The following is a 21,362-nucleotide window of genomic DNA, read 5'->3' as shown; positions in this document are numbered from 1 at the left end:
ACGCCTCTCTTGTCACTCGAGAGATAAGGATAGGAACGGTTATGGTTGCGGTACGAGAAGCCCACCTACACGAAGACGAAGCGTTTGATCTCAATACCTGGGTTCAACGGTTAGGGCAAGATCCCTCAACCACTCAGGCGTTGGTAGATGGTTATCAATACTGCCGAACATTGAGCGACGATGAAGCCGTGCTCAGCCAGCCACTATGGCGTGGCCGGGAGATGATTGAAATCCTCGTCACCTTGAGCATGGATGCTGATACCTTATTGGCAGCCCTGTTTTTCCCCGTGGTTGAGGCGGAGCTTATCAGCCTAGATACCCTTGCGGACGCTTACTCAACCTCTATCGTCAAACTGATAGAAGGGGTACAACAGACGGCGGCCATTCGCCACTTAAATACCCAAACAGAGACAGAAGCGACCTCGTCTCAGGTTGATAACGTACGTCGTATGCTGTTATCGATGGTGGAAGACTTTCGCTGCGTGGTGATCAAGCTGGCGGAGCGCATCTGTCATTTACGCGAAGTGAAAGAGGCGGAGGAATCTGTCCGCCAACAAGCGGCAAAAGAGAGCGCCAACATTTATGCCCCCTTGGCTAACCGGTTAGGCATTGGTCAGTTAAAGTGGGAGTTGGAAGACTACGCGTTCCGTTACCAGCATGCGCAAACCTACAAACAAATCGCCAAGCAACTCGCGGAAAGACGGATTGATCGCGAAAACTACATCACTGATTTTGTCGACGATCTGCAGCAGGCGATGGAAGCGTCCAACATCAATGCGCAAGTCTATGGTCGCCCCAAACACATTTACAGCATCTGGCGTAAAATGCAGAAAAAGAACCTGCAGTTTGACGAGTTGTTTGACGTGCGTGCGGTACGCATCATCGCAGAAGAGCTACAAGATTGTTACGCCGCGTTAGGGGCCGTGCACACCAAATTCCGCCATCTGCCCAAAGAGTTTGATGATTACGTCGCCAACCCGAAACCCAATGGTTATCAATCCATTCATACTGTGGTGCTGGGGCCGGAAGGTAAACCGGTAGAAATTCAAATCCGCACCAAACAAATGCACGATGATGCAGAGCTTGGGGTCGCCGCACACTGGAAGTATAAAGAAGGGGCGGCCAGTGGGCGCAGTGGGTACGACGAGAAAATTACCTGGCTGCGTAAACTGTTGGCATGGCAAGAAGAAATGTCAGACTCGGGTGAAATGCTCGATGAGCTGCGCAGCCAAGTGTTTGACGACCGGGTTTATGCCTTTACCCCGCGCGGCGATGTCGTGGACTTACCCAGCGGCGCCACGCCGTTGGATTTTGCTTACCATATTCACTCCGAGGTAGGGCATCGGTGTATCGGAGCGAAAGTGGAAGGGCGTATTGTCCCGTTCACTTATCACCTTCAAATGGGCGACCAGGTAGAAATCATTACCCAAAAAGAGCCCAACCCCTCGCGAGATTGGCTAAATCCCAGCCATGGCTTTGTGAATTCGAGCCGGGCACGCGCCAAAATCAATGCTTGGTTCCGCAAACAGGATAAAGATAAGAACATTGCCGCGGGTAAAGAGATTTTGGATACTGAGCTGCAAAAAATCGGTGGTACCAGCAAAGACGCTCAACTCGCGCTCAAACGCTTTAATGTGAATACACTGGATGAGCTCTACGCGGGAGTTGGTAGCGGTGATTTGCGTATTAATCAGGTGGTTAACCATATCAATGGCCTGATTAACAAGCCAAGTCTTGAAGAAGAAGAGCAACAGCTTTTAGAGAAGCTGCAACAAAGTGAGCAAAAGCCGAATACGGGCAAGGCGCACCGTGATGCAGTGGTTGTGGAGGGGGTTGATAACTTAATGACTCACCTTGCGCGTTGTTGTCAGCCATTACCCGGTGATGAGATCAAAGGTTTTGTCACCCAAGGGCGGGGTATCTCTGTGCACCGCGCTGATTGTGAGCAACTCAACGAACTGAGTCATCACGCGCCCGAGCGCATTATTGCCACGGTTTGGGGTAAAGGGCACATTGGTCAGTACCATGTGCGGATCCGCTTATCTGCCAATGAGCGTACCGGGTTGGTCAAAGACATCAATACCGTGCTCAGCAATGAAAAAGCACGCGTAGCGGGCATGCAAAGTCGCGTGGATTACAAAAAACAAATGTCTATTATGGATTTTGATTTAGAAATCTCCGATCTCGACACCCTGAGCCGCGTGGTTAACCGGCTTGAACAAGTAAAAGATGTGGTCGAGGCCAAACGTCTTCGCTAATCATCCTTCGCCCTGTCTCGACAGGGCGTTTTTTTAGAAGGAATGCTTTTATGGCTCCTATCGAGCAATTACTGACCATTATGGCGGCCTTACGTGATCCCGACAAAGGTTGTGATTGGGACAACGCGCAACACTTCGCCTCCATCGTGCCTCATACGCTAGAAGAAGCCTATGAAGTGGCGGATGCCATTGAACGTGAAAACTGGTCAGACCTAAAAGATGAGCTCGGTGACCTACTTTTTCAAATTGTGTTCTACAGTCAATTGGGGCGGGAAGAAAACCATTTTGATTTTGAGGATGTGGTGCGCGGCATTTGCGACAAACTCATCCGTCGTCATCCTCATGTTTTTGGTCCCAAAGATGCGCAGGGAAAGCCTTTAATGGCACCAGATTGGGAAGGTATCAAAGCGAAAGAGCGCGCCGAGAAATCGTCCTCTGTGCAACCGGAAAGTGTGCTCGATGGGGTGACACAAGGCTTACCCGCCTTAATACGAGCGTATAAATTGCAAAAGCGTTGTGCACGTGTGGGCTTTGATTGGCCGACTGTCGCCCCTGTGATAGATAAAGTGCGGGAAGAGATTGAAGAAGTCGAGCAAGAGCTGGCGCAAACTTCTGTCAACCAGGCGCGTGTGGAGGAAGAAGTCGGGGACTTGTTATTCGCGGTGGTAAATTTGGCTCGCCACCTAGGGACAGATGCCGAGCAAGCCCTACGCCGTGCCAACCAAAAATTTGAATCTCGCTTTCGTAAGATTGAAAACCACTTACGTGATAATGAAAAAAACATTCAACAATGTCAGCTAGATGAACTAGAATCGGCATGGCAGGCCGTCAAAAAGGCGAATAAGTAAATATCCTGTAATTGGCATAATTGATTTGTGACAATTAAAAACACCAGGGTGTGTGGTAGCTTTCACATTGTGGGAGTCAATGGGGTCTGGTATCATAATGTCCCGTCCAGAACTTCATTAATTTCCTCTAAATCCAACTCTCAGGTTTAGCATGACGACGAACTACATTTTTGTTACGGGCGGTGTTGTATCCTCCCTCGGTAAGGGTATTGCTGCAGCCTCATTGGCAGCCATTCTTGAAGCGCGTGGCCTTAACGTCACCATCATGAAACTCGACCCTTATATCAACGTGGATCCAGGGACAATGAGCCCTACCCAGCACGGGGAAGTATTCGTCACGGAAGACGGCGCAGAGACCGACCTTGATCTCGGCCACTACGAGCGCTTTATCCGCACCAAAATGACCAAGCGTAATAACTTTACCTCTGGTCGTGTGTATGCGGATGTACTGCGCAAAGAGCGCCGTGGAGATTACCTGGGAGCCACCATTCAGGTGATTCCACACATCACCAATTCGATCAAAGACCGCATCATCGCCGGTGGTGAAGGTCACGATATTGCCATTGTCGAAATCGGCGGGACAGTGGGCGACATTGAGTCGCTGCCGTTTTTAGAAGCGATTCGTCAGCTGACCGTTGAAGTCGGCCGCGAACATGCCATGTTTATGCACTTGACTCTGGTCCCTTATTTGGCGGCCGCGGGTGAAGTGAAAACCAAGCCAACGCAACATTCGGTGAAAGAGCTGCTATCGATTGGTATCCAGCCTGATGTACTGGTGTGTCGTAGTGAGCGCCCGATCCCGGCCAATGAGCGCGCGAAAATTGCGCTGTTCTGTAATGTGGCAGAAAAAGCCGTGATCACCATGAAAGACGTAGACTCTATCTACAAAATCCCATCACTCATCCGCTCTCAAGGCTTGGATGATCTGGTTTGCAGCCGCTTTGGCATTGAAGCGGCGGAAGCTGACCTGTCAGAGTGGGAACAGGTCAGCTACGAAGAAGCCAACCCAATGGGCGAAGTGACCATTGGTATGGTGGGTAAATATATCGAGTTGCCGGATGCGTATAAATCTGTCAACGAAGCGTTGAAGCACGGTGGGTTGAAAAACCGTCTCACCGTCAACATCAAGTATGTAGACTCGCAAGATCTTGAAACACGTGGCACGGAAATGCTGCAAGACTTGGATGCTATCTTGGTACCAGGTGGATTTGGTGACCGAGGTGTAGAGGGCAAGATCCTAGCGGCACAATATGCGCGTGAAAACAAACTGCCCTATCTCGGCATTTGCCTAGGAATGCAGGTTGCCCTGATTGAATACGCGCGTAACGTCGCGGGTATGGAAGGCGCAAACTCGACCGAGTTTAACAAAGAGAGTAAATACCCAGTGGTGGGCCTGATCACCGAGTGGGTGGATGAAGAAGGCAAAGTGGAAGAGCGCAGTGAAACCTCTGATCTGGGCGGTACCATGCGTCTTGGCGCACAGCTTTGCCACCTTGCCGAAGGTTCTAAAGCACACCAGCTTTATGGCAACACGCAGATCCACGAGCGCCATCGCCACCGTTATGAAGTGAACAACTTATTGCGTCCGCAGCTAGAAAAAGCGGGGCTTTCAATCTCAGGCTTGTCTGCAGATAAAAAGCTGGTGGAGATCATCGAGAACCCTGAGCACCCATGGTTTGTTGCGTGCCAGTTCCACCCAGAATTCACGTCGACACCACGTGATGGTCACCCACTGTTTGCCGGGTTTGTTGCGGCGGCAGGCAAAAAACAGCGCGGTGAGCTATAAACGAGATTCGAGCGGTCGCCTGAACGTAGGCAGCCGCTTTTATTTTTAAAAACAATGACAGACGAGAGGAATCACAATGTCTAAGATCGTTAAAGTTCTAGGCCGTGAAATCATCGATTCACGCGGTAACCCAACCGTTGAAGCTGAAGTACACCTAGAAGGTGGCTTCGTTGGTATGGCGGCAGCACCTTCAGGTGCATCAACGGGTTCTCGCGAAGCGCTAGAACTGCGTGATGGTGACAAGTCACGTTTCATGGGTAAAGGCGTTCTAAAAGCGATTGAAGCGGTTAACGGCCCCATCGCCGAAGCCCTACAAGGTAAAGACGCGAAAGCCCAAGCCGATATCGACCAAGTGATGATCGATCTCGACGGCACTGACAACAAATCTAAATTTGGTGCGAATGCTATCCTGGCGGTGTCTCTTGCTAACGCAAAAGCAGCCGCGGCTGCGAAAGGCATGCCTTTGTTTGAGCACATTGCTGAACTAAACGGCACGGCTGGTCAGTTCTCAATGCCTCTGCCAATGATGAATATCCTTAACGGTGGTGAGCACGCGGATAACAACGTTGATATCCAAGAGTTCATGATCCAGCCTGTTGGCGCGAAAACCCTGAAAGAAGCACTGCGCATCGGTGCGGAAGTATTCCACAACCTCGCAAAAGTACTGAAAGCCAAAGGCCTAAGCACTGCCGTGGGTGACGAAGGTGGTTTTGCACCGAACCTAGAATCAAACGCTGCTGCACTGGCTGCGATTAAAGAAGCGGTTGAGCAAGCGGGCTACGAGCTGGGTAAAGACATCACTCTTGCGATGGACTGTGCGGCGTCTGAGTTCTATGACAAAGAGCAAGGCATCTACAACATGAAAGGTGAAGGTAAAACCTTCTCTTCAGAAGAGTTTAACCACTACCTGGCAAAACTGGCTGAAGAATACCCAATCGTGTCTATCGAAGATGGTCTAGACGAGTCAGATTGGGATGGCTTTAAGCACCAAACTGAACTGCTGGGTGACAAACTTCAGCTAGTGGGTGATGACCTGTTCGTAACCAACACCAAGATCCTCAAAGAAGGTATCGACAAAGGTGTGGCGAACTCTATCCTGATCAAATTCAACCAGATCGGTTCTCTGACCGAAACGCTGGCAGCGATCAAGATGGCGAAAGACGCAGGCTACACAGCCGTGATCTCTCACCGTTCAGGTGAAACAGAAGACGCCACCATCGCTGACTTGGCGGTTGGTACGGCTGCAGGCCAAATCAAAACCGGTTCGATGAGCCGTTCTGATCGTGTGGCTAAGTACAACCAGCTAATCCGTATTGAAGACGCGCTGGGTGAAAAAGCACCATTTAATGGTCTAAAAGAAGTGAAAGGCCAATAATCGGCACTTAAGCACTTTTTGCCAAAAAGCCGTCCCGTTTAACGGGGCGGCTTTTTTCATTTAGGAAAACCATGACACCAGCCAGCGGATCCGCTAGCCTATGCGGTTAGTCAATCAGGGTGTGAATACCCTGAGCCGATATTGGAAGGAGTACAGGTATGAGGCTGCTATCGGTTGCACTGTTTCTCACGCTCGTGTGGCTGCAGTACGAACTGTGGCTGGGTAAAAATGGCGTGACAGACTATTGGCAAATTGAAGCCAATGTCGCCGTACAGCAACAAGCCAACCAAAAACTCGTTAAGCGTAACCAGCAAATGTACGCAGAAATTGCGGATTTGAAGCGTGGGCAAGAAGCGATTGAAGAGCGCGCACGCAATGAGCTGGGCATGATAAAGCCGGACGAGACATTTTTCCGATTAGTCGATAAATCCCAGTAACTGACAGCCGTTGACTGGCGGTACAACCAAAGAAGATAACTTGTGGTCGAACAACCCCCTTTGCAGCACAACACCGCTTTACAGCCCGGAATAAGCGCCGTGGTACCTGCCGCAGGTGTCGGCAGCAGGATGCAAGCTAGCTGCCCGAAACAATACCTCCCTCTAGCCGGCAAAATGTTGATTGAGCATACCGTTGAGCGTTTACTCTCTCACCCTGCCGTCGCTGACGTGATCATCGCCATTGGTGCTGACGATAGCTACTTTGCGCACACTCGCTTGAGTGAGCGTCCGAATGTGCGTGTGGTCTTGGGTGGAGCGACGCGTGCCGCGTCGGTGCAAGCTGGACTCGATGTGGTCAATACGCAATGGGTGATGGTGCATGATGCCGCACGCCCTTGTGTGTTGCATGCCGATATTGACGCCTTGATTAGACAGGCGCAATCTCACCCGGATGGCGCCTTACTCGCGGCGCCGGTTAGAGACACCATGAAGCGTGCGGACGCGCAAGGGCAGGTGGCTCACACTGTCGAGCGAGAGGCGCTTTGGCATGCATTGACCCCACAAATGTTTTTAACCCAAACGCTAATCCAGGCACTTAATGTGGCAGGCGATCAGGTGACTGACGAAGCGTCTGCCGTTGAAGCGCTTGGGGGGAAGCCTGTGCTGGTCCCTGCCAGTGCCAGCAACATAAAAGTCACCCACCCTGAGGATAAGTGGCTGGCCGAGTTTTACCTTTCACAACAAGAAGGCAAATCATGATTCGAATTGGACATGGGTTTGATGTACACAAATTTGGTGGTGATGGCCCGGTGATCATTGGTGGTGTGGCTGTGCCTTATGAACAAGGGTTGCTTGCGCACTCGGACGGTGATGTGGCACTCCATGCACTGTGTGATGCCCTGTTGGGCGCGATTGCTGCCGGTGACATTGGCCAGCATTTCCCAGACACCAGTGATGAGTGGAAAGACGCCGACAGCCGTATGCTGCTGCGCGACGTTTACCGCAAAGTACAAGACAAAGGCTATCGCTTGGGCAATGCAGATATCACTATCATCGCGCAAGCGCCTAAAATGGGCCCACATATCGACGCAATGCGTGAAACCATCGCCAGTGATTTGTGTGTGACGGTGGATGCGGTTAACGTCAAAGCCACCACCTCAGAGCGTTTGGGGTTTACCGGACGCAAAGAAGGCATTGCCTGTGAGGCGGTGGTGCTATTAAACAAAGAGGCCGTATGACAGACTTACTCGCGCCCTTGGCTTACTTACATGGCCAACCGACACAGTCAGGAACGTTAAAAGCGTCACCGGACGATTTTATTGTCTCAGAATCCCTGGGTTTCACCCCATCAGGTCAAGGTGAACACTTTTTAGTGCGAATTAAAAAGCGTGGTGAAAATACCAAATACGTCGCCAATGAGCTGGCAAAAGCCTGTGGGGTTAGCTCGCGGCAAGTGAGCTGGGCGGGCCTTAAAGATCGTCACGCCGTGACTGAGCAATGGTTCAGTGTGCATCTGCCAGGCAAAGCGGATCCGGACTTAGCAGCGTTTGTCCAAAATCATCCAGGCGTTGTGAGCATTGAAGGGACAGCCCGGCATCAGCATAAATTGCGTCCTGGCGATCTGACCGGCAATCAGTTCACGCTCTGCATTCGTGATCTGGCGTCGCCACAGGCTTTAGTGCCGCGCTTAGCCGCGATAGCCGAGCAGGGCGTGCCCAATTACTTTGGTGCACAGCGCTTTGGCCGTGATGGCAATAATGTTGAGATGGCACGCGCCTGGGGACGTGGAGAGAAAAAAGTCCGTGACAAAAGCAAACGCAGTTTTTATCTCTCAGCAGCCCGATCGCTGCTGTTTAATCAAGTCGTCTCTGCACGAATAGAGGCGGATGCCTTTACCTCTACCTTGGCGGGTGACCTGTGTCTCGACGCGCAGCAGCAAACGTACTTGGTTGAGCAGGCAGGGCAGTGTCATTCTGCGATCACCGGCCCTCTGACCGGCGATAATGCGTTGCCCACTGAGGGGCAAGCACAGCACTTTGAGCAAGCGGTGGTCGACAAAGAGCCTGAGCTATTAGCCGTGATCCGTGATAATCGCATGCGCCATGACCGTCGTGTGTTGTGTTTATTGCCGCAAGCGATGACCTGGACACACGATGCTGACACCTTAACCGTGAGTTTCTTTTTACCCGCGGGCGCATTTGCCACCGCGGTGATGCGAGAGTTAGTCGTCGCGACCCCACAAGGAGAGCACAATGCGAATATTGATTAGTAACGACGACGGTTACCATGCCCAAGGGATCCAATCCTTGACCGAGGCGTTATCGACCATCGCAGATGTGGTGGTGGCCGCGCCGGATCGTAATTGTTCAGGCGCGTCAAATTCACTCACATTGGAAAACCCCTTACGCGTGCGCGAACTTGGACCTCAGCGTTATGCGGTTCAGGGGACCCCCACAGACTCGGTGCATTTGGCGCTACGGCAATTGGTACCCTGGGAGCCTGATTTTGTGATCACTGGGATTAACCATGGTGCTAACCTCGGTGATGATGTGCTTTACTCGGGGACAGTGGCCGCGGCGACAGAGGGCTTTTTCCTGGGCGCGCCAGCTATTGCAGTCTCACTATGTGGTCACCAACACTTTGAGACAGCTGCACATGTAGTGAAACAATTCTTAGCCAAGAACCAGCGCCATGCCGCGCCCAGTCACCGCCTCATTAATATTAATGTGCCCGATGTGCCAATCGATAGCCTAGAGGGGTGGAAAGTGACACGTCTTGGCGCCCGTCATCATGCCGAAGACGTGATAAAACAAAGCGATCCGCGGGGCAAACCGATATACTGGGTCGGTGCGCCAGGTCAAACCCAAGATGCAGGGCCGGGAACCGATTTTCACGCCATTGCGGCGCAGTACGTTTCTATTACGCCACTGCAGGTAGACTTAACCGCCCATGATACCCTAGGCGTGTTTTCACAATGGTTAAGTGAGTAGGCGGCAAGTACGTCATCGTTGGTGAGCCGCATTGAGGCGGCAACCGTTTCAATAGACTTATACTCAGTGATAAAGGAAGCAGACGTTGAGTCAAGCGCAATCACTTATTCAATTTTTGCAGCAACAAGGTGTGACTGACACCGATGTGCTAAACGCCATGCAGGCGGTGCCTCGGCATTTATTTGTCTCTGAAGCCATGACCCACCAAGCTTATGGTAACAATGCGTTACCTATTGGATGGGGACAGACTATTTCACAACCTTATATTGTGGCTAAGATGACATCATTGCTCAATTTGCGACGCGATAGTCGCATTTTGGAAATTGGCACCGGATCGGGTTATCAAACAGCGGTCCTCGCTAACTTGGTTGATCATGTTTATTCTGTCGAGCGGATCAAACCATTACAAATGCTGGCCAAACGGCGCTTAAAGCAGCTAGATATTTATAATGTGTCGACAAAACATGGAGATGGTTGGCAAGGGTGGCCGTCGAAGGGCCCTTATGATGCGATCATGGTAACAGCGGCCGCGGCCCACGTGCCCGACGCGCTGTGCGATCAGCTCAATGATGGCGGCGTGATGCTTATTCCGATTGGTGATGATGAGCAAATATTGATGCGCGTCACTCGCCAAGGCACCACTTTTCACACCGAGACGGTTGAATCGGTTAAATTTGTTCCCCTGGTGGCAGGTGAGCTGGCATAAACTGTCTCAGAGATGGAGCTGTGTTTAAAAACAGATGAAAATCGCGCTTTTTCTGTCACTGTTAGTGGTTATATCTGGTTGTTCCTGGCGAGGTCCGGCACCGGTATCCAGCGTGACACCAGACTATACCAGCGTTGATAGAGGCAGCTATCGCGGCAGTTATTACGAAGTGAAGAAAGGCGATACCCTCTACTATATCGCTTATATCACGGATCGTGATATCGACGACATCATCGAACACAACAATCTACAGCCTCCCTATACCATTTATCCCGGGCAGACACTGGCTTTGTGGAAGCCCGCCTACCAACGCCCTGACGTGGCCCAATCCACATCAGGCGCGACAAATGTGGCCTCTGCCACAACGTCAGCTGCAAGCGCGAGCGTGGCAGCAGCATCTTCTAGAAAAAGCGCCAACCCTAGCAAATTCGAGGAAAAAAAGAAGTCTAAAACCGCGACTGAACGCACAAAAGGCGTTGAATCGGGGTCATCGTCGAGGTACAGTCAAACGAAAGAAAAAAGTAAACAAGCTGTTAAAAAGCGGACCGCCAGCCCATCTAACCAACAGATAAGCTGGCAATGGCCAACCAGAGGCCGGATGGTGTCCCGATTTTCTAGCACAGAGCGAGGCAATAAGGGCATAGATATTGCTGGACAACGAGGACAGGGCATTCAGGCAGCGGCAGATGGAAAAGTCGTGTACGCCGGCAGTGCGCTTCGGGGTTACGGTAAATTAATAATAGTGAAACACAATGATGATTATCTAAGCGCCTATGCGCATAACGATAGTTTTTACGTTTCAGAAGGCCAAGCTGTCAAAAAGGGGCAGAAAATAGCTTCCATGGGCAGTTCTGGTGCAAACAGTGTTCGGTTGCATTTTGAAATTCGCTACAAAGGAAAATCGGTCAATCCGTTACATTATCTGCCAAAGCGGTAGCACAGGGTAACCAAGGTGATATCGCCGCAGCCACCAATGTGACGGGGCCGGTATAAGCAGAAATGCGTTCTGCTTAGCTGCTACGTCATAAGGGAGGCGCTATGAGCCAAACAAATACCGCAAAGAAACTGGACGGCTTGAACCAAGACGTTGAATTCGACACCGTGGAAGCTCAAGCTGACGAGGTGCTCGAAGAAGTCGAAGAGGCAGTACAGCAACAAGCGGCCACTTCAAAGGCCTCTGATGCCACCCAACTCTACCTCAGCGAAATTGGCTTTTCACCGCTGCTTACCGCTGAAGAAGAGGTGCTCTACGCACGTCGAGCGCTGCGCGGTGACGAGGTTGCTCGCAAGCGTATGATTGAGAGTAATCTTCGCTTGGTGGTGAAAATCTCACGTCGCTATTCTAACCGTGGTTTAGCGCTGCTCGATTTGGTCGAAGAAGGAAACCTCGGCCTGATCCGTGCGGTGGAGAAGTTTGACCCTGAACGCGGCTTCCGCTTTTCAACCTATGCAACCTGGTGGATTCGTCAAACCATTGAACGTGCCATCATGAACCAAACGCGTACCATTCGCCTGCCTATTCACGTGGTGAAAGAGCTGAATGTGTATCTGCGCACGGCGCGCGAGCTGGCGCAAAAGCTTGACCATGAACCGACCGCTGAAGACATCGCGGCGCAGCTTGATAAGCCAGTGGAAGACGTGAACCGGATGCTTCGTCTTAACGAGCGTATTGGCTCTGTGGATAACCCAATTGGCGGCGATTCAGAAAAAGCCTTGCTAGACATCATTCCAGATGAGAAGCAAGACGGCCCAGAGTACACCACACAAGACGATGACATGAAAAAGTCGATTGTGCAGTGGCTACAAGAGCTTAACCCTAAGCAGCGAGAAGTGTTATCACGTCGTTTCGGACTTTTGGGTCACGAAGCGTCAACGTTGGAAGATGTGGGGCGTGAGATTGGTTTGACTCGCGAGCGAGTACGTCAAATCCAGGTGGAAGGGCTACGCCGCTTGCGCGATATGCTGACGCATCAAGGTCTGAGCATTGAGTCGCTCTTTAACGTTGAGCAATAAACGCGCTGTCAATATCGCATCAGTCATAGCGCGAGACTGACAATCATAGACGCAAATGAAGGGACAGCGATGGCTGTCCCTTTTTATTGGCGGTCATGATGGCTCGCAAGATGACGGCGCGGCTGATTAGCGAGATTGCTGTAACGCCTTGAGGGCATAGAGGGCGTCTAAGGCTTGCCGCGGGGTCATATCATCAGGGTTTAACGCATCGACTGCGTTATCCAGCTCGCTGGGTTCAGGCAGTAAGGCGAGCTGAGCGGGGGCTGGATCACCGACCGTTTGTTCAGCATTAATGGTATGTTGGCCGCTTTGCTCTAGTTGTGCCAGTTTACGCTTGGCGCGCCGAATCACCGGCTTGGGAACGCCAGCGAGGCTCGCCACGGCCAGACCATAAGACTTACTGGCTGCCCCTTCCTGAACCGCGTGCATAAACGCAATGTCATCGCCATGCTCCATGGCATCAAGATGCACATTCACCAAGCCTTCCATTTGCCCTGGCAGTTCAGTGAGTTCGAAATAATGGGTGGCAAACAAGGTCATTGCTTGGATTTTCTCTGCCAACCATTCCGCGCTGGCCCACGCCAAAGATAAGCCATCGTAGGTGCTGGTACCGCGGCCAATCTCGTCCATCAACACCAAGCTGTTAGCAGTTGCATTGTGGAGAATATTGGCGGTTTCTGTCATTTCCACCATAAATGTGGAGCGGCCGGAAGCGAGATCATCAGAGGCACCAATACGAGTGAAAATGCGATCGACGGGCCCAATGGTTGCACGATCGGCGGGCACATAAGCACCAATATGACTCAGCAAGGTGATCAACGCGGTTTGGCGCATATAAGTGGATTTACCTCCCATATTAGGACCGGTAATGATCAACATTCGGCGCTCAGGACTTAAGGCGATGGGGTTGGGAATAAAAGGGTCAGTCATCACTTGTTCAACCACAGGATGGCGACCGGCCTCAATATTGATCCCCGGTTTGTCGCTAAGGGTGGGGCGGTGATAATTGAGTGTATCTGCTCGCTCGGCGAGGTTACATAGTACATCGAGCCCAGAGAGCGCTTCAGAGGCATGTTGCAGCTGGGCCAAGTGTGGCAGTAACAAATCAAACAACTCTTCCCACAAACGCTTCTCTAACGCTAACGCATTAGAGCGAGAGCTTAAGACTTTATCTTCGTGCTCTTTTAATTCTGGGATAATGTAACGCTCTGCATTTTTAAGCGTTTGCCGGCGGACATAGTGTGTCGGCACCCGATCGCTTTGCGCGCGGCTGATTTGGATATAAAAGCCATGGACTTGGTTATAACCCACCTTCAGAGTATCGATGCCATATTGCTCGCGCTCGCGGGTTTCTAGTTCTTCTAAGTAGCGTGATGCGCCTTCCGATAAGTCGCGCCATTCATCCAGTTCCGCGTTGTAACCTGGCGCAATCACACCGCCATCACGGATCACCACCGGCGGGTTCTCGACCACTGCACGGGTGAGCAAATCTTGCAGCTCTGGCATCGGTGTGGTGGCAGTGAGGTAATCGGAAAACGCACCGTGATCCAGCTCGGTGAGCAGTGTCTGTACCTCGGGCAGCTGTGCTAATGCGGTGCGCAGCCTTGCCATATCACGCGGACGGGCGGATCGCATTGCCAAGCGAGCAAGTACACGTTCAATGTCGCCGATAGGTTTGAGTGCTGCACTTAATTCCGAGTGTAGGCCACTATCAAGCAATGTCCCGATTGCATCCAAACGTTGGTTGAGTACATGGCTATCGCGTAGAGGTTGATGGAGCCAGCGCTTCAGTAAGCGACTGCCCATCGGCGTCGTCGTCCGATCCAAAACGTCAGCCAGCGTATTGTCGGTGCCGCCAGCGAGGTTTTGGGTGATCTCTAAATTACGCCGTGTGGCAGCGTCTAACACCACAGCGGTGTCTTGCTGATCTTTGATGATGGCACGAATATGGGGGAGCGCGGTGCGTTGGGTTTCTTTGGCGTATTGCAACACACAGCCAGCGGCACAGAGCCCCAGCGTACAGTCTTCCACGCCAAAACCGACTAAATCGCGCGTGCCAAATTGACCGGTCAGTTGACTGCGAGCAGTGTCGAGATCGAACTCCCAAATGGGGCGACGCCTTGCGCCGCGGCTCACCGCAAGTAAATCAGGGTAGGGAAAGTCTTCGGGGTAAAGCAGCTCTGCCGGTTGCGTGCGTTGCAGCTCAGCTTGCATTTGCTCGTAGGTGGCAGGTTCGGTCAGCACGAAGCGCCCTGATGTGATATCTAGCGTGGCAAAACCAAATTGGTCGTTATGACAGGTCAGTGCGGCGACCAAGTTATCAACCCGCTCGCTAAGCAGCGCTTCATCCGATACCGTACCGGGGGTGACGATTCGCACCACCTGGCGCTCAACCGGGCCTTTACTCGTGGCGGGATCACCTATCTGTTCACAAATCGCCACCGGCTCTCCTAGCTGCACCAGCTTGGCTAAATATCCCTCTACGGCATGAAAGGGCACACCCGCCATGGGGATCGGTTCACCGCCTGAGCTGCCGCGCTTAGTCAGCGAGATATCCAAAAGCTGAGAGGCACGTTTGGCATCGTCGTAAAAGAGTTCGTAAAAATCCCCCATGCGATAGAACAGCAGTTCTTCAGGGTGCTGCGCCTTGAGTTTGAGGTACTGTTGCATCATAGGGGTGTGCTTTTCGAGCGCTTGTACTGTCACGACTAGACCTGCAAAATGGAACATTGAAAAGGGTAGGTAGAATACGTGATCGTACGGCAAAGGGTAAAGTTGCGGTACCGGTTTCTTCACCCTAAACAAAAGGAGTGAATGGTGGAACAGTTATTCTCGCTAGCAAAGCAACTCGGCGACGCCTTATTGGATGCGGGCTTAACGGTGACCACCGCAGAGTCTTGCACCGGTGGCGGTATTGCTTACTGCTTGACGGACGTGCCGGGTAGCTCGCAGTGGTTTCAGCAAGCTTGGGTCACCTATAGCAACCAGGCTAAGCATCAACAGGTGCATGTGCCAGACGATTTATTGACCCAATACGGCGCGGTCAGTGAGCCTGTGGTAACGGCCATGGCAGAGGGCGCACTCAATGAGGCTGCCGCTGACTTGGCGATTGCCGTTAGCGGTGTCGCTGGTCCGAGTGGAGGCAGTGCGGATAAACCTGTTGGCACCGTGTGGTTCGCATGGGCTTGGCATGGCGGCGAAACCGACACTGAAGTGTGTCATTTTGAGGGTGATAGGCGCGCGGTCCGTGAACAAACGGTCGTGCACGCGTTGTCACATGCTCTCACGCGCTTGTCTCCGTAACTGGAGGCGTGTCGCATCACAAAGATTTTTTCTATACAGGGCTAGACACTGTATAAATGGACAGTATACTTAGCCCCAATTACTGATAGCTTTCATCGCATAGCGATAGCGTTTTATTTCCTGGAGACTGAAATGGACGATAACAAAGAAAAGGCGCTCGCAGCCGCACTCGGACAAATCGAAAAGCAATTTGGCAAAGGCTCAATCATGCGTCTGGGTGATGACCGCACTATGGACATCGAAACCGTATCGACCGGCTCTTTGTCTCTCGATATCGCCCTAGGTGCAGGTGGCCTGCCTTTTGGTCGTATTATCGAAATCTATGGCCCAGAGTCATCAGGTAAAACGACGCTGACGCTAGAAGCGATTGCCGAAGCACAAAAAATGGGTAAGACCTGTGCCTTTATCGACGCTGAGCATGCCCTTGACCCTATTTATGCGCGCAAGCTGGGTGTGGATATCGATAACCTTTTGGTCTCTCAGCCAGATACCGGTGAGCAAGCGTTGGAAATCGCTGATGCACTGACACGCTCGGGCGCTGTCGATATGATCGTCATTGACTCGGTAGCGGCATTGACACCTAAAGCTGAGATTGAAGGCGAGATGGGCGACTCACACATGGGTCTGCAAGCGCGTATGTTGTCACAAGCGATGCGTAAGCTCACAGCCAACATCAAAAACAGCAATACCATGATGGTATTCATCAACCAAATTCGCATGAAAATTGGTGTGATGTTTGGTAACCCAGAAACCACGACTGGGGGTAACGCGTTAAAATTCTACGCCTCGGTTCGCTTGGATATTCGCCGCATTGGTGCGATTAAAGAAGGTGACGAAGTGGTGGGGAACGAAACCCGCGTCAAAGTAGTAAAAAACAAAGTCGCTGCACCCTTCAAACAAGCTGAGTTCCAAATCCTTTACGGCCAAGGCATTAACTTGCAAGGTGAATTAGTGGACTTGGGCGTAAAACACAAGCTGGTAGAAAAAGCCGGTGCTTGGTATAGCTACAAAGGCGATAAAATTGGCCAGGGCAAAGCAAACGCATGTAAATACCTAAAAGAAAACCCGCACGTCGCTGAAGAAATCGACACCACCTTGCGTGAGATGCTACTGCAAACCGCGCTAAATAACGAAGCGGTCGACGCGAACGCAGAAGCAGAAACCGAGGACGACCAACTGTAATGGCCGCGTCGTGCCAAGAGGTCGCGGTGGGTTTATTGGCCCGCCGTGACCACTCTGTTCACGAACTGCAGCAAAAACTGTCGCAACGCGGCTTTGACCAAGACACCATCGACATCACGCTGGAGCAGTGTCTGGCGCGTGGGTGGTTGGATGATGCCCGCTTTGCGGCCAGCTTGTTGCGCCAAGGTGTGAGTAAACACCATGGCTGGTTACGTATTTGCCAAGACGCCAAGCGAAAAGGTATCGACACTGAGTTGTTATCACGCGCCGAACAGGAGCAGGAGGTTGACTGGTATGCGCTAGCCAGAGAGACCGCAGAGCGTAAATATGCCGATCTCGATGGTCGCCTTCCGCCTGCCGAGCAAAAGGAAAAAGCCAAACGCATGCGCTTTTTACAGTCACGTGGCTTTAACTTTGATCAAATCCAATACGCACTCAGTCACGACGATCCGGACACGCATTTCTAAACCAATCCCACTCTGTCTCTTTTCCGCACGCGATCGGTTGTTTACAATGGCGTAAATAAAACCATGCTTCCATCGCGTCACGACCATATCTGGTTGCTAACGCAATATTCGATTATCAGGATTAGCCAATGTATATGAGCACTGATGAGATCCGTACAGCGTTTCTCAAGTTCTTTGAAAGCAAAGGGCACCAGATTGTGCCTAGCTCGTCGCTCGTGCCTGCCGATGACCCAACGCTTTTGTTTACCAACGCAGGAATGAACCAGTTTAAAGACACCTTTTTAGGGGTTGAAAAGCGTGACTACACGCGTGCAACGTCAGCACAGCGTTGTGTGCGGGCGGGCGGCAAACACAACGACCTTGAAAACGTCGGTTTTACCGCGCGCCACCATACTTTCTTTGAAATGCTCGGCAATTTCAGCTTCGGTGATTACTTCAAGCAAGATGCGATTCAGTACGCGTGGACGTTTTTGACTGAAACGATTGGCTTGCCAAAAGAAAAGCTGCTGGTGACTGTTTACAAAACCGATGACGAAGCGTTCGATATTTGGCACCAGCAAATTGGCGTGCCTGCGGATCGCATTGTGCGTATTGGTGATAAGGAAGGCGGTAAGCCTTACGAGTCAGACAACTTTTGGCAAATGGGCGATACTGGGCCATGCGGACCATGCAGTGAGATCTTTTATGATCACGGTGAGCATATCTGGGGCGGTCCTCCAGGCACGCCAGAAGAAGACGGAGATCGCTTCATTGAGATCTGGAATATCGTCTTTATGCAATTCAATCGTCAAGCTGACGGTACGATGGAGAACTTACCTAAGCCATCAGTGGATACCGGCATGGGGATTGAGCGGATTGCGGCCATCAAGCAGGGCGTCCATTCCAACTATGAAATTGATGTTTTCCAGCAATTAATTAAGCAAGTCGCGGAGATCATCGGGGTTGAAGATCTGACTAACCAGTCTTTGCGCGTGGTGGCAGACCATATCCGCTCTTGTGCGTATTTGATTGTTGATGGTGTGATGCCATCGAACGAAGGGCGGGGCTATGTGTTGCGCCGTATTATTCGCCGCGCGGTTCGTCATGGTAACAAGCTCGGCAGCAAAGACGCGTTTTTCTACAAGTTGGTTGGTCCTCTCGCCACCATCATGGGGACGGCAGGTGAAGACTTGCGTGCGCAGCAAACCATGGTGGAAAAAGTCCTTAAGATTGAAGAAGACAACTTTGGCCGCACGCTTGAGCGTGGCATGTTGATGTTGGAAGAGGCTTTGGACAAGGTTAAGGGTGACGAGTTGGATGGCGAAACTGTCTTCAAACTCTATGACACTTACGGCTTCCCAGCAGACTTAACTAACGATGTTGCGCGTGAGCGCGGTTATCGTATTGATGAAGCCGGCTTTGAAGCGGCGATGGCAGCCCAGCGTCAGCGCGCGCGGGAAGCCGGGCAGTTTGGCACTGACTACAACCAAGCGATAAAAGTGGAGCATGGCTCGGATTTTTGTGGTTACACAGGGACAGAAGGCAGCGGTCAGATCACTGAGATTTTTGTCGACGGAGACACCGTTGATAGCCTGGTATCAGGCGATAAAGCGGTCGTGATCCTTGACCACACCCCTTTCTACGCCGAGGCTGGTGGCCAGTGTGGTGATACAGGGGTGATAGAAACAGACCAAGGGCGATTTACCGTGACGGATACCCAAAAAGCGGGGCAAGCCATTGCGCATTACGGTAGCTTGTCGGAAGGGCAACTGAGTGTCGGGACACAAGCAACCGCTCGCGTCGATGCAGAGCGCCGTCACGCGGTAGCGATGAATCACTCCGCCACCCACTTATTGCACGCCGCGCTGCGTGAGGTACTGGGGGAGCACATTGCGCAGAAAGGCTCGCTCGTCCGGCCTGATGGTTTGCGTTTTGACTTCTCACACCTTGAACCTGTCACCGCTGACGAACTCAAAGCGGTTGAGCGGATCGTGAATCAGCAAATCCGTGAAAATAGCCCCGTGCAGACTGAGGTGATGGATATCGAAGCTGCCAAGCAAAAAGGGGCGATGGCACTGTTTGGTGAGAAGTACGATGACCAAGTGCGCGTACTGAGCATGGGCGACTTCTCTATCGAGCTGTGTGGCGGGACACACGCAACGCGTACAGGTGACATTGGGATGTTTAAAATCGTCTCGGAAGCGGGTATCGCGGCCGGTGTGCGTCGTATTGAAGCCATTACCGGGCAAGCGGCCATTGATAGCGTTTATCAGCAACAGGCGGACTATGAAGCCAAGCTTGCCGATGCCCAGAGCAAAGCGAAAGCGTTAGAAAAACAAATTCAGCAGCTTAAGCAGAAACTAGCCGCACAAGAAAGTGCTGGGCTGATCAATCAAGTCCGTGAGCTAAACGGGGTAAAAGTGTTGATTAGCCAACTTGATGGCGCGGATAACAAAGCGCTACGTAGTATGGTTGATGATCTGAAAAACCAAATGGGTAGCGGTATCGTGCTGCTCGGCAATGTGGCCAATGACAAAGTCGGCCTGATTGCGGGTGTCACCAAGGATTTGACCGGCACGGTAAAAGCGGGTGAACTGGTCAACCTTGTCGCGCAACAAGTGGGTGGCAAAGGCGGTGGTCGTCCTGATATGGCGCAAGCGGGGGGCAGTGATGTGAGTGCACTGCCTAGCGCGCTAGCCTCAGCAGAGACATGGCTCACTGAGCAGTTGTAATACACTTTTGTTTTTATTGAAAAGTCAAGAGGGTCGCGTATTGCGACCCTTTTTTGTGATCTAGATTAATAATTGCACTTTTTTTCTGATTCTGTATAGTGCAACGCCTTAAGCGCTGTGTCAGCGGTAAGACGTGATATTGGTTAGATTTTGTCGCCACGCTGGCCAATGCAGTACAGATTTCTCTTACACTGTTATCTCAGGTCAATCGCCTCCACGGCTAACGGCATGATGATAAAACAGTAAATTTCTCTGCCCTTTTCTGGATATGGTGTGATAATTCGGCCATAGTGTGGAATACGGACGCGAGTAAGCGCCCGTATTGGCATCATGAGCAGGGAAAGAATCCAACGATCACAGGTAACGGGCCGATACGCTGGCGGGTTATCTGGCTCAGACACTAATTGAATAAGTAAAAGATTGATACTCAAGGAGTAGAAGCATGCTGATTTTAACTCGCCGTGTGGGCGAAACCTTGATGATTGGTGATGAAGTCACTGTCACTGTATTGGGTGTAAAAGGTAACCAAGTCCGTATTGGTGTGAATGCACCGAAAGATGTTTCGGTTCATCGTGAAGAGATCTACATGCGTATTCAGGCCGAAAAAGGCGCGCCTTCAGGTGGTCAGAGCGACTACTAACAAGGCAAGAAGAGGTCGACCACAGGTCGGCCTTTTTTATCGCCGCTTTTCCCATAAAATCAGAATGAAACGGCGATAAATCCAACAATAAAATCGGGCTGTGGGTGATAATTGTCCATTTGTTGGTGGCAAGACGATTTTTGCCAGAAAAGTGTTTGACATATATGTGGCTCAAAGTAATATGTGCACCCGCAGCGACGGTGAGGTGGCCGAGTGGCTGAAGGCGCTCCCCTGCTAAGGGAGTATACGGTTTGTAGCCGTATCGAGGGTTCGAATCCCTCCCTCACCGCCATGATTTACAAGCCTGCCTTGTAGTAAGATGTGCGTCCGTAGCTCAGCTGGATAGAGTACCTGGCTACGAACCAGGCGGTCGGAGGTTCGAATCCTCCCGGACGCGCCATCTCTTCACGGAAGACCCGCAAGATTGTTCATGATGAACGTAAGATTGACGACACGCGCTCGTAGCTCAGCTGGATAGAGTACCTGGCTACGAACCAGGCGGTCGGAGGTTCGAATCCTCCCGAGCGCGCCATCTTCAATCTTAGCCAATCCGTCAGCGCGTCCGTAGCTCAGCTGGATAGAGTACCTGGCTACGAACCAGGCGGTCGGAGGTTCGAATCCTCCCGGACGCGCCATTTTGGCTCCC

At 51.7% G+C, this 21,362-nt stretch carries 18 protein-coding genes and 4 tRNA genes; 21 read left to right on the top strand and 1 reads right to left on the bottom strand.

Features of this window, described 5'->3' with window-relative positions:
* Nucleotides 1-41: 41 nt before the first annotated feature.
* The 12 genes from relA to rpoS all read left to right on the top strand — a co-directional run bounded on the left by relA (nt 42) and on the right by rpoS (nt 12,413).
* Complete coding sequence (relA, locus tag BZG25_RS03545) at nt 42-2,258, top strand: GTP diphosphokinase (protein WP_046074093.1); 2,217 nt, start codon at nt 42-44, stop codon at nt 2,256-2,258.
* A 50-nt stretch (nt 2,259-2,308) separates the two neighbouring features.
* Nucleotides 2,309-3,106: a nucleoside triphosphate pyrophosphohydrolase gene (mazG, locus tag BZG25_RS03540; RefSeq protein WP_077638532.1), complete on the top strand. Its 798-nt coding sequence runs from the start codon at nt 2,309-2,311 to the stop codon at nt 3,104-3,106.
* A 151-nt stretch (nt 3,107-3,257) separates the two neighbouring features.
* Nucleotides 3,258-4,892 carry a CTP synthase gene (locus BZG25_RS03535; protein WP_077606146.1) on the top strand — a complete coding sequence of 545 codons (1,635 nt, stop codon included), beginning with the start codon at nt 3,258-3,260 and terminating at the stop codon, nt 4,890-4,892.
* A gap of 76 nt (nt 4,893-4,968) precedes the next feature.
* On the top strand, nt 4,969-6,267 hold the full coding sequence (eno, locus tag BZG25_RS03530) for a phosphopyruvate hydratase (RefSeq protein WP_046074096.1): 1,299 nt from the start codon (nt 4,969-4,971) through the stop codon (nt 6,265-6,267).
* A gap of 158 nt (nt 6,268-6,425) precedes the next feature.
* A complete protein-coding gene (gene ftsB / locus BZG25_RS03525) occupies nt 6,426-6,704 on the top strand; it encodes a cell division protein FtsB (protein WP_046074097.1) in 279 nt (92 codons plus the stop codon).
* Nucleotides 6,705-6,746: 42 nt separating this feature from the next.
* Complete coding sequence (gene ispD / locus BZG25_RS03520) at nt 6,747-7,463, top strand: 2-C-methyl-D-erythritol 4-phosphate cytidylyltransferase (RefSeq protein WP_256363591.1); 717 nt, start codon at nt 6,747-6,749, stop codon at nt 7,461-7,463.
* The gene (ispF, locus tag BZG25_RS03515; protein ID WP_077638531.1) at nt 7,460-7,942 is read left to right on the top strand and encodes a 2-C-methyl-D-erythritol 2,4-cyclodiphosphate synthase; all 483 of its coding nucleotides are present in this window, start codon (nt 7,460-7,462) and stop codon (nt 7,940-7,942) included. Before ispD ends, ispF begins: the two co-directional genes overlap by 4 nt.
* Nucleotides 7,939-8,973, top strand: coding sequence for a tRNA pseudouridine(13) synthase TruD (gene truD, locus BZG25_RS03510; RefSeq protein ID WP_077638530.1), 1,035 nt, complete (start codon nt 7,939-7,941; stop codon nt 8,971-8,973). Before ispF ends, truD begins: the two co-directional genes overlap by 4 nt.
* The gene (surE, locus tag BZG25_RS03505) at nt 8,957-9,694 is read left to right on the top strand and encodes a 5'/3'-nucleotidase SurE (RefSeq protein ID WP_077599247.1); all 738 of its coding nucleotides are present in this window, start codon (nt 8,957-8,959) and stop codon (nt 9,692-9,694) included. Before truD ends, surE begins: the two co-directional genes overlap by 17 nt.
* An 85-nt stretch (nt 9,695-9,779) precedes the next feature.
* Nucleotides 9,780-10,400, top strand: a complete 621-nt coding sequence (locus BZG25_RS03500) for a protein-L-isoaspartate(D-aspartate) O-methyltransferase (protein ID WP_046074102.1) — start codon at nt 9,780-9,782, stop codon at nt 10,398-10,400.
* Between the two features lie 34 nt (nt 10,401-10,434).
* Entirely contained in the window at nt 10,435-11,337 is a 903-nt protein-coding gene (locus BZG25_RS03495) for a peptidoglycan DD-metalloendopeptidase family protein (protein ID WP_077578933.1), read from the top strand.
* 101 nt (nt 11,338-11,438) lie between these two features.
* Nucleotides 11,439-12,413 carry an RNA polymerase sigma factor RpoS gene (gene rpoS, locus BZG25_RS03490; RefSeq protein WP_046074104.1) on the top strand — a complete coding sequence of 325 codons (975 nt, stop codon included), beginning with the start codon at nt 11,439-11,441 and terminating at the stop codon, nt 12,411-12,413.
* A 126-nt stretch (nt 12,414-12,539) separates the two neighbouring features.
* Here the strand turns inward: rpoS and mutS are convergent, their stop codons facing one another.
* Nucleotides 12,540-15,143 (bottom strand): DNA mismatch repair protein MutS, encoded by a 2,604-nt coding sequence (gene mutS / locus BZG25_RS03485; RefSeq protein WP_371326845.1) that lies wholly within the window; start codon nt 15,141-15,143, stop codon nt 12,540-12,542.
* Nucleotides 15,144-15,230: 87 nt separating this feature from the next.
* On the opposite strand from mutS, the gene BZG25_RS03480 reads away from it, so the two are divergent.
* The 9 genes from BZG25_RS03480 to BZG25_RS03440 all read left to right on the top strand — a co-directional run bounded on the left by BZG25_RS03480 (nt 15,231) and on the right by BZG25_RS03440 (nt 21,351).
* Nucleotides 15,231-15,716 carry a CinA family protein gene (locus tag BZG25_RS03480; protein WP_077578961.1) on the top strand — a complete coding sequence of 162 codons (486 nt, stop codon included), beginning with the start codon at nt 15,231-15,233 and terminating at the stop codon, nt 15,714-15,716.
* Nucleotides 15,717-15,848: 132 nt separating this feature from the next.
* Nucleotides 15,849-16,898 (top strand): recombinase RecA, encoded by a 1,050-nt coding sequence (gene recA, locus BZG25_RS03475; protein ID WP_046074105.1) that lies wholly within the window; start codon nt 15,849-15,851, stop codon nt 16,896-16,898.
* The gene (locus BZG25_RS03470) at nt 16,898-17,365 is read left to right on the top strand and encodes a regulatory protein RecX (RefSeq protein ID WP_152794935.1); all 468 of its coding nucleotides are present in this window, start codon (nt 16,898-16,900) and stop codon (nt 17,363-17,365) included. Before recA ends, BZG25_RS03470 begins: the two co-directional genes overlap by 1 nt.
* A gap of 128 nt (nt 17,366-17,493) precedes the next feature.
* Complete coding sequence (alaS, locus tag BZG25_RS03465; protein ID WP_077578932.1) at nt 17,494-20,076, top strand: alanine--tRNA ligase; 2,583 nt, start codon at nt 17,494-17,496, stop codon at nt 20,074-20,076.
* A 442-nt stretch (nt 20,077-20,518) separates the two neighbouring features.
* Complete coding sequence (csrA, locus tag BZG25_RS03460) at nt 20,519-20,716, top strand: carbon storage regulator CsrA (protein WP_046074107.1); 198 nt, start codon at nt 20,519-20,521, stop codon at nt 20,714-20,716.
* Between the two features lie 199 nt (nt 20,717-20,915).
* Nucleotides 20,916-21,008, top strand: a tRNA-Ser gene (locus BZG25_RS03455).
* Nucleotides 21,009-21,039: 31 nt separating this feature from the next.
* Nucleotides 21,040-21,116 (top strand) — tRNA-Arg (locus BZG25_RS03450).
* A gap of 55 nt (nt 21,117-21,171) precedes the next feature.
* A tRNA-Arg gene (locus tag BZG25_RS03445) sits at nt 21,172-21,248 on the top strand.
* Nucleotides 21,249-21,274: 26 nt separating this feature from the next.
* Nucleotides 21,275-21,351, top strand: a tRNA-Arg gene (locus BZG25_RS03440).
* Nucleotides 21,352-21,362: the final 11 nt, after the last annotated feature.

The sequence above is a fragment of the Salinivibrio sp. ML198 genome, assembly GCF_001996015.1.
GTDB lineage: Bacteria > Pseudomonadota > Gammaproteobacteria > Enterobacterales > Vibrionaceae > Salinivibrio > Salinivibrio siamensis.
The sequence above is the reverse complement of the archived record's forward strand: the minus strand, read 5'-3'. Positions and strand labels throughout refer to the sequence as shown.

Excerpts from the sequence above, each read along its gene's own strand:
- eno (WP_046074096.1), top strand. The coding sequence starts at position 4,969 with ATGTCTAAGATCGTTAAAGTTCTAGGCCGTGAAATCATCGATTCACGC.
- ftsB (WP_046074097.1), top strand. The coding sequence starts at position 6,426 with ATGAGGCTGCTATCGGTTGCACTGTTTCTCACGCTCGTGTGGCTGCAG.
- surE (WP_077599247.1), top strand. The coding sequence starts at position 8,957 with ATGCGAATATTGATTAGTAACGACGACGGTTACCATGCCCAAGGGATC.
- csrA (WP_046074107.1), top strand. The coding sequence starts at position 20,519 with ATGCTGATTTTAACTCGCCGTGTGGGCGAAACCTTGATGATTGGTGAT.
- BZG25_RS03470 (WP_152794935.1), top strand. The coding sequence starts at position 16,898 with ATGGCCGCGTCGTGCCAAGAGGTCGCGGTGGGTTTATTGGCCCGCCGT.
- mazG (WP_077638532.1), top strand. The coding sequence starts at position 2,309 with ATGGCTCCTATCGAGCAATTACTGACCATTATGGCGGCCTTACGTGAT.
- recA (WP_046074105.1), top strand. The coding sequence starts at position 15,849 with ATGGACGATAACAAAGAAAAGGCGCTCGCAGCCGCACTCGGACAAATC.
- relA (WP_046074093.1), top strand. The coding sequence starts at position 42 with ATGGTTGCGGTACGAGAAGCCCACCTACACGAAGACGAAGCGTTTGAT.
- alaS (WP_077578932.1), top strand. The coding sequence starts at position 17,494 with ATGTATATGAGCACTGATGAGATCCGTACAGCGTTTCTCAAGTTCTTT.
- ispF (WP_077638531.1), top strand. The coding sequence starts at position 7,460 with ATGATTCGAATTGGACATGGGTTTGATGTACACAAATTTGGTGGTGAT.
- rpoS (WP_046074104.1), top strand. The coding sequence starts at position 11,439 with ATGAGCCAAACAAATACCGCAAAGAAACTGGACGGCTTGAACCAAGAC.
- BZG25_RS03495 (WP_077578933.1), top strand. The coding sequence starts at position 10,435 with ATGAAAATCGCGCTTTTTCTGTCACTGTTAGTGGTTATATCTGGTTGT.
- truD (WP_077638530.1), top strand. The coding sequence starts at position 7,939 with ATGACAGACTTACTCGCGCCCTTGGCTTACTTACATGGCCAACCGACA.
- mutS (WP_371326845.1), bottom strand. The coding sequence starts at position 15,143 with ATGTTCCATTTTGCAGGTCTAGTCGTGACAGTACAAGCGCTCGAAAAG.
- BZG25_RS03535 (WP_077606146.1), top strand. The coding sequence starts at position 3,258 with ATGACGACGAACTACATTTTTGTTACGGGCGGTGTTGTATCCTCCCTC.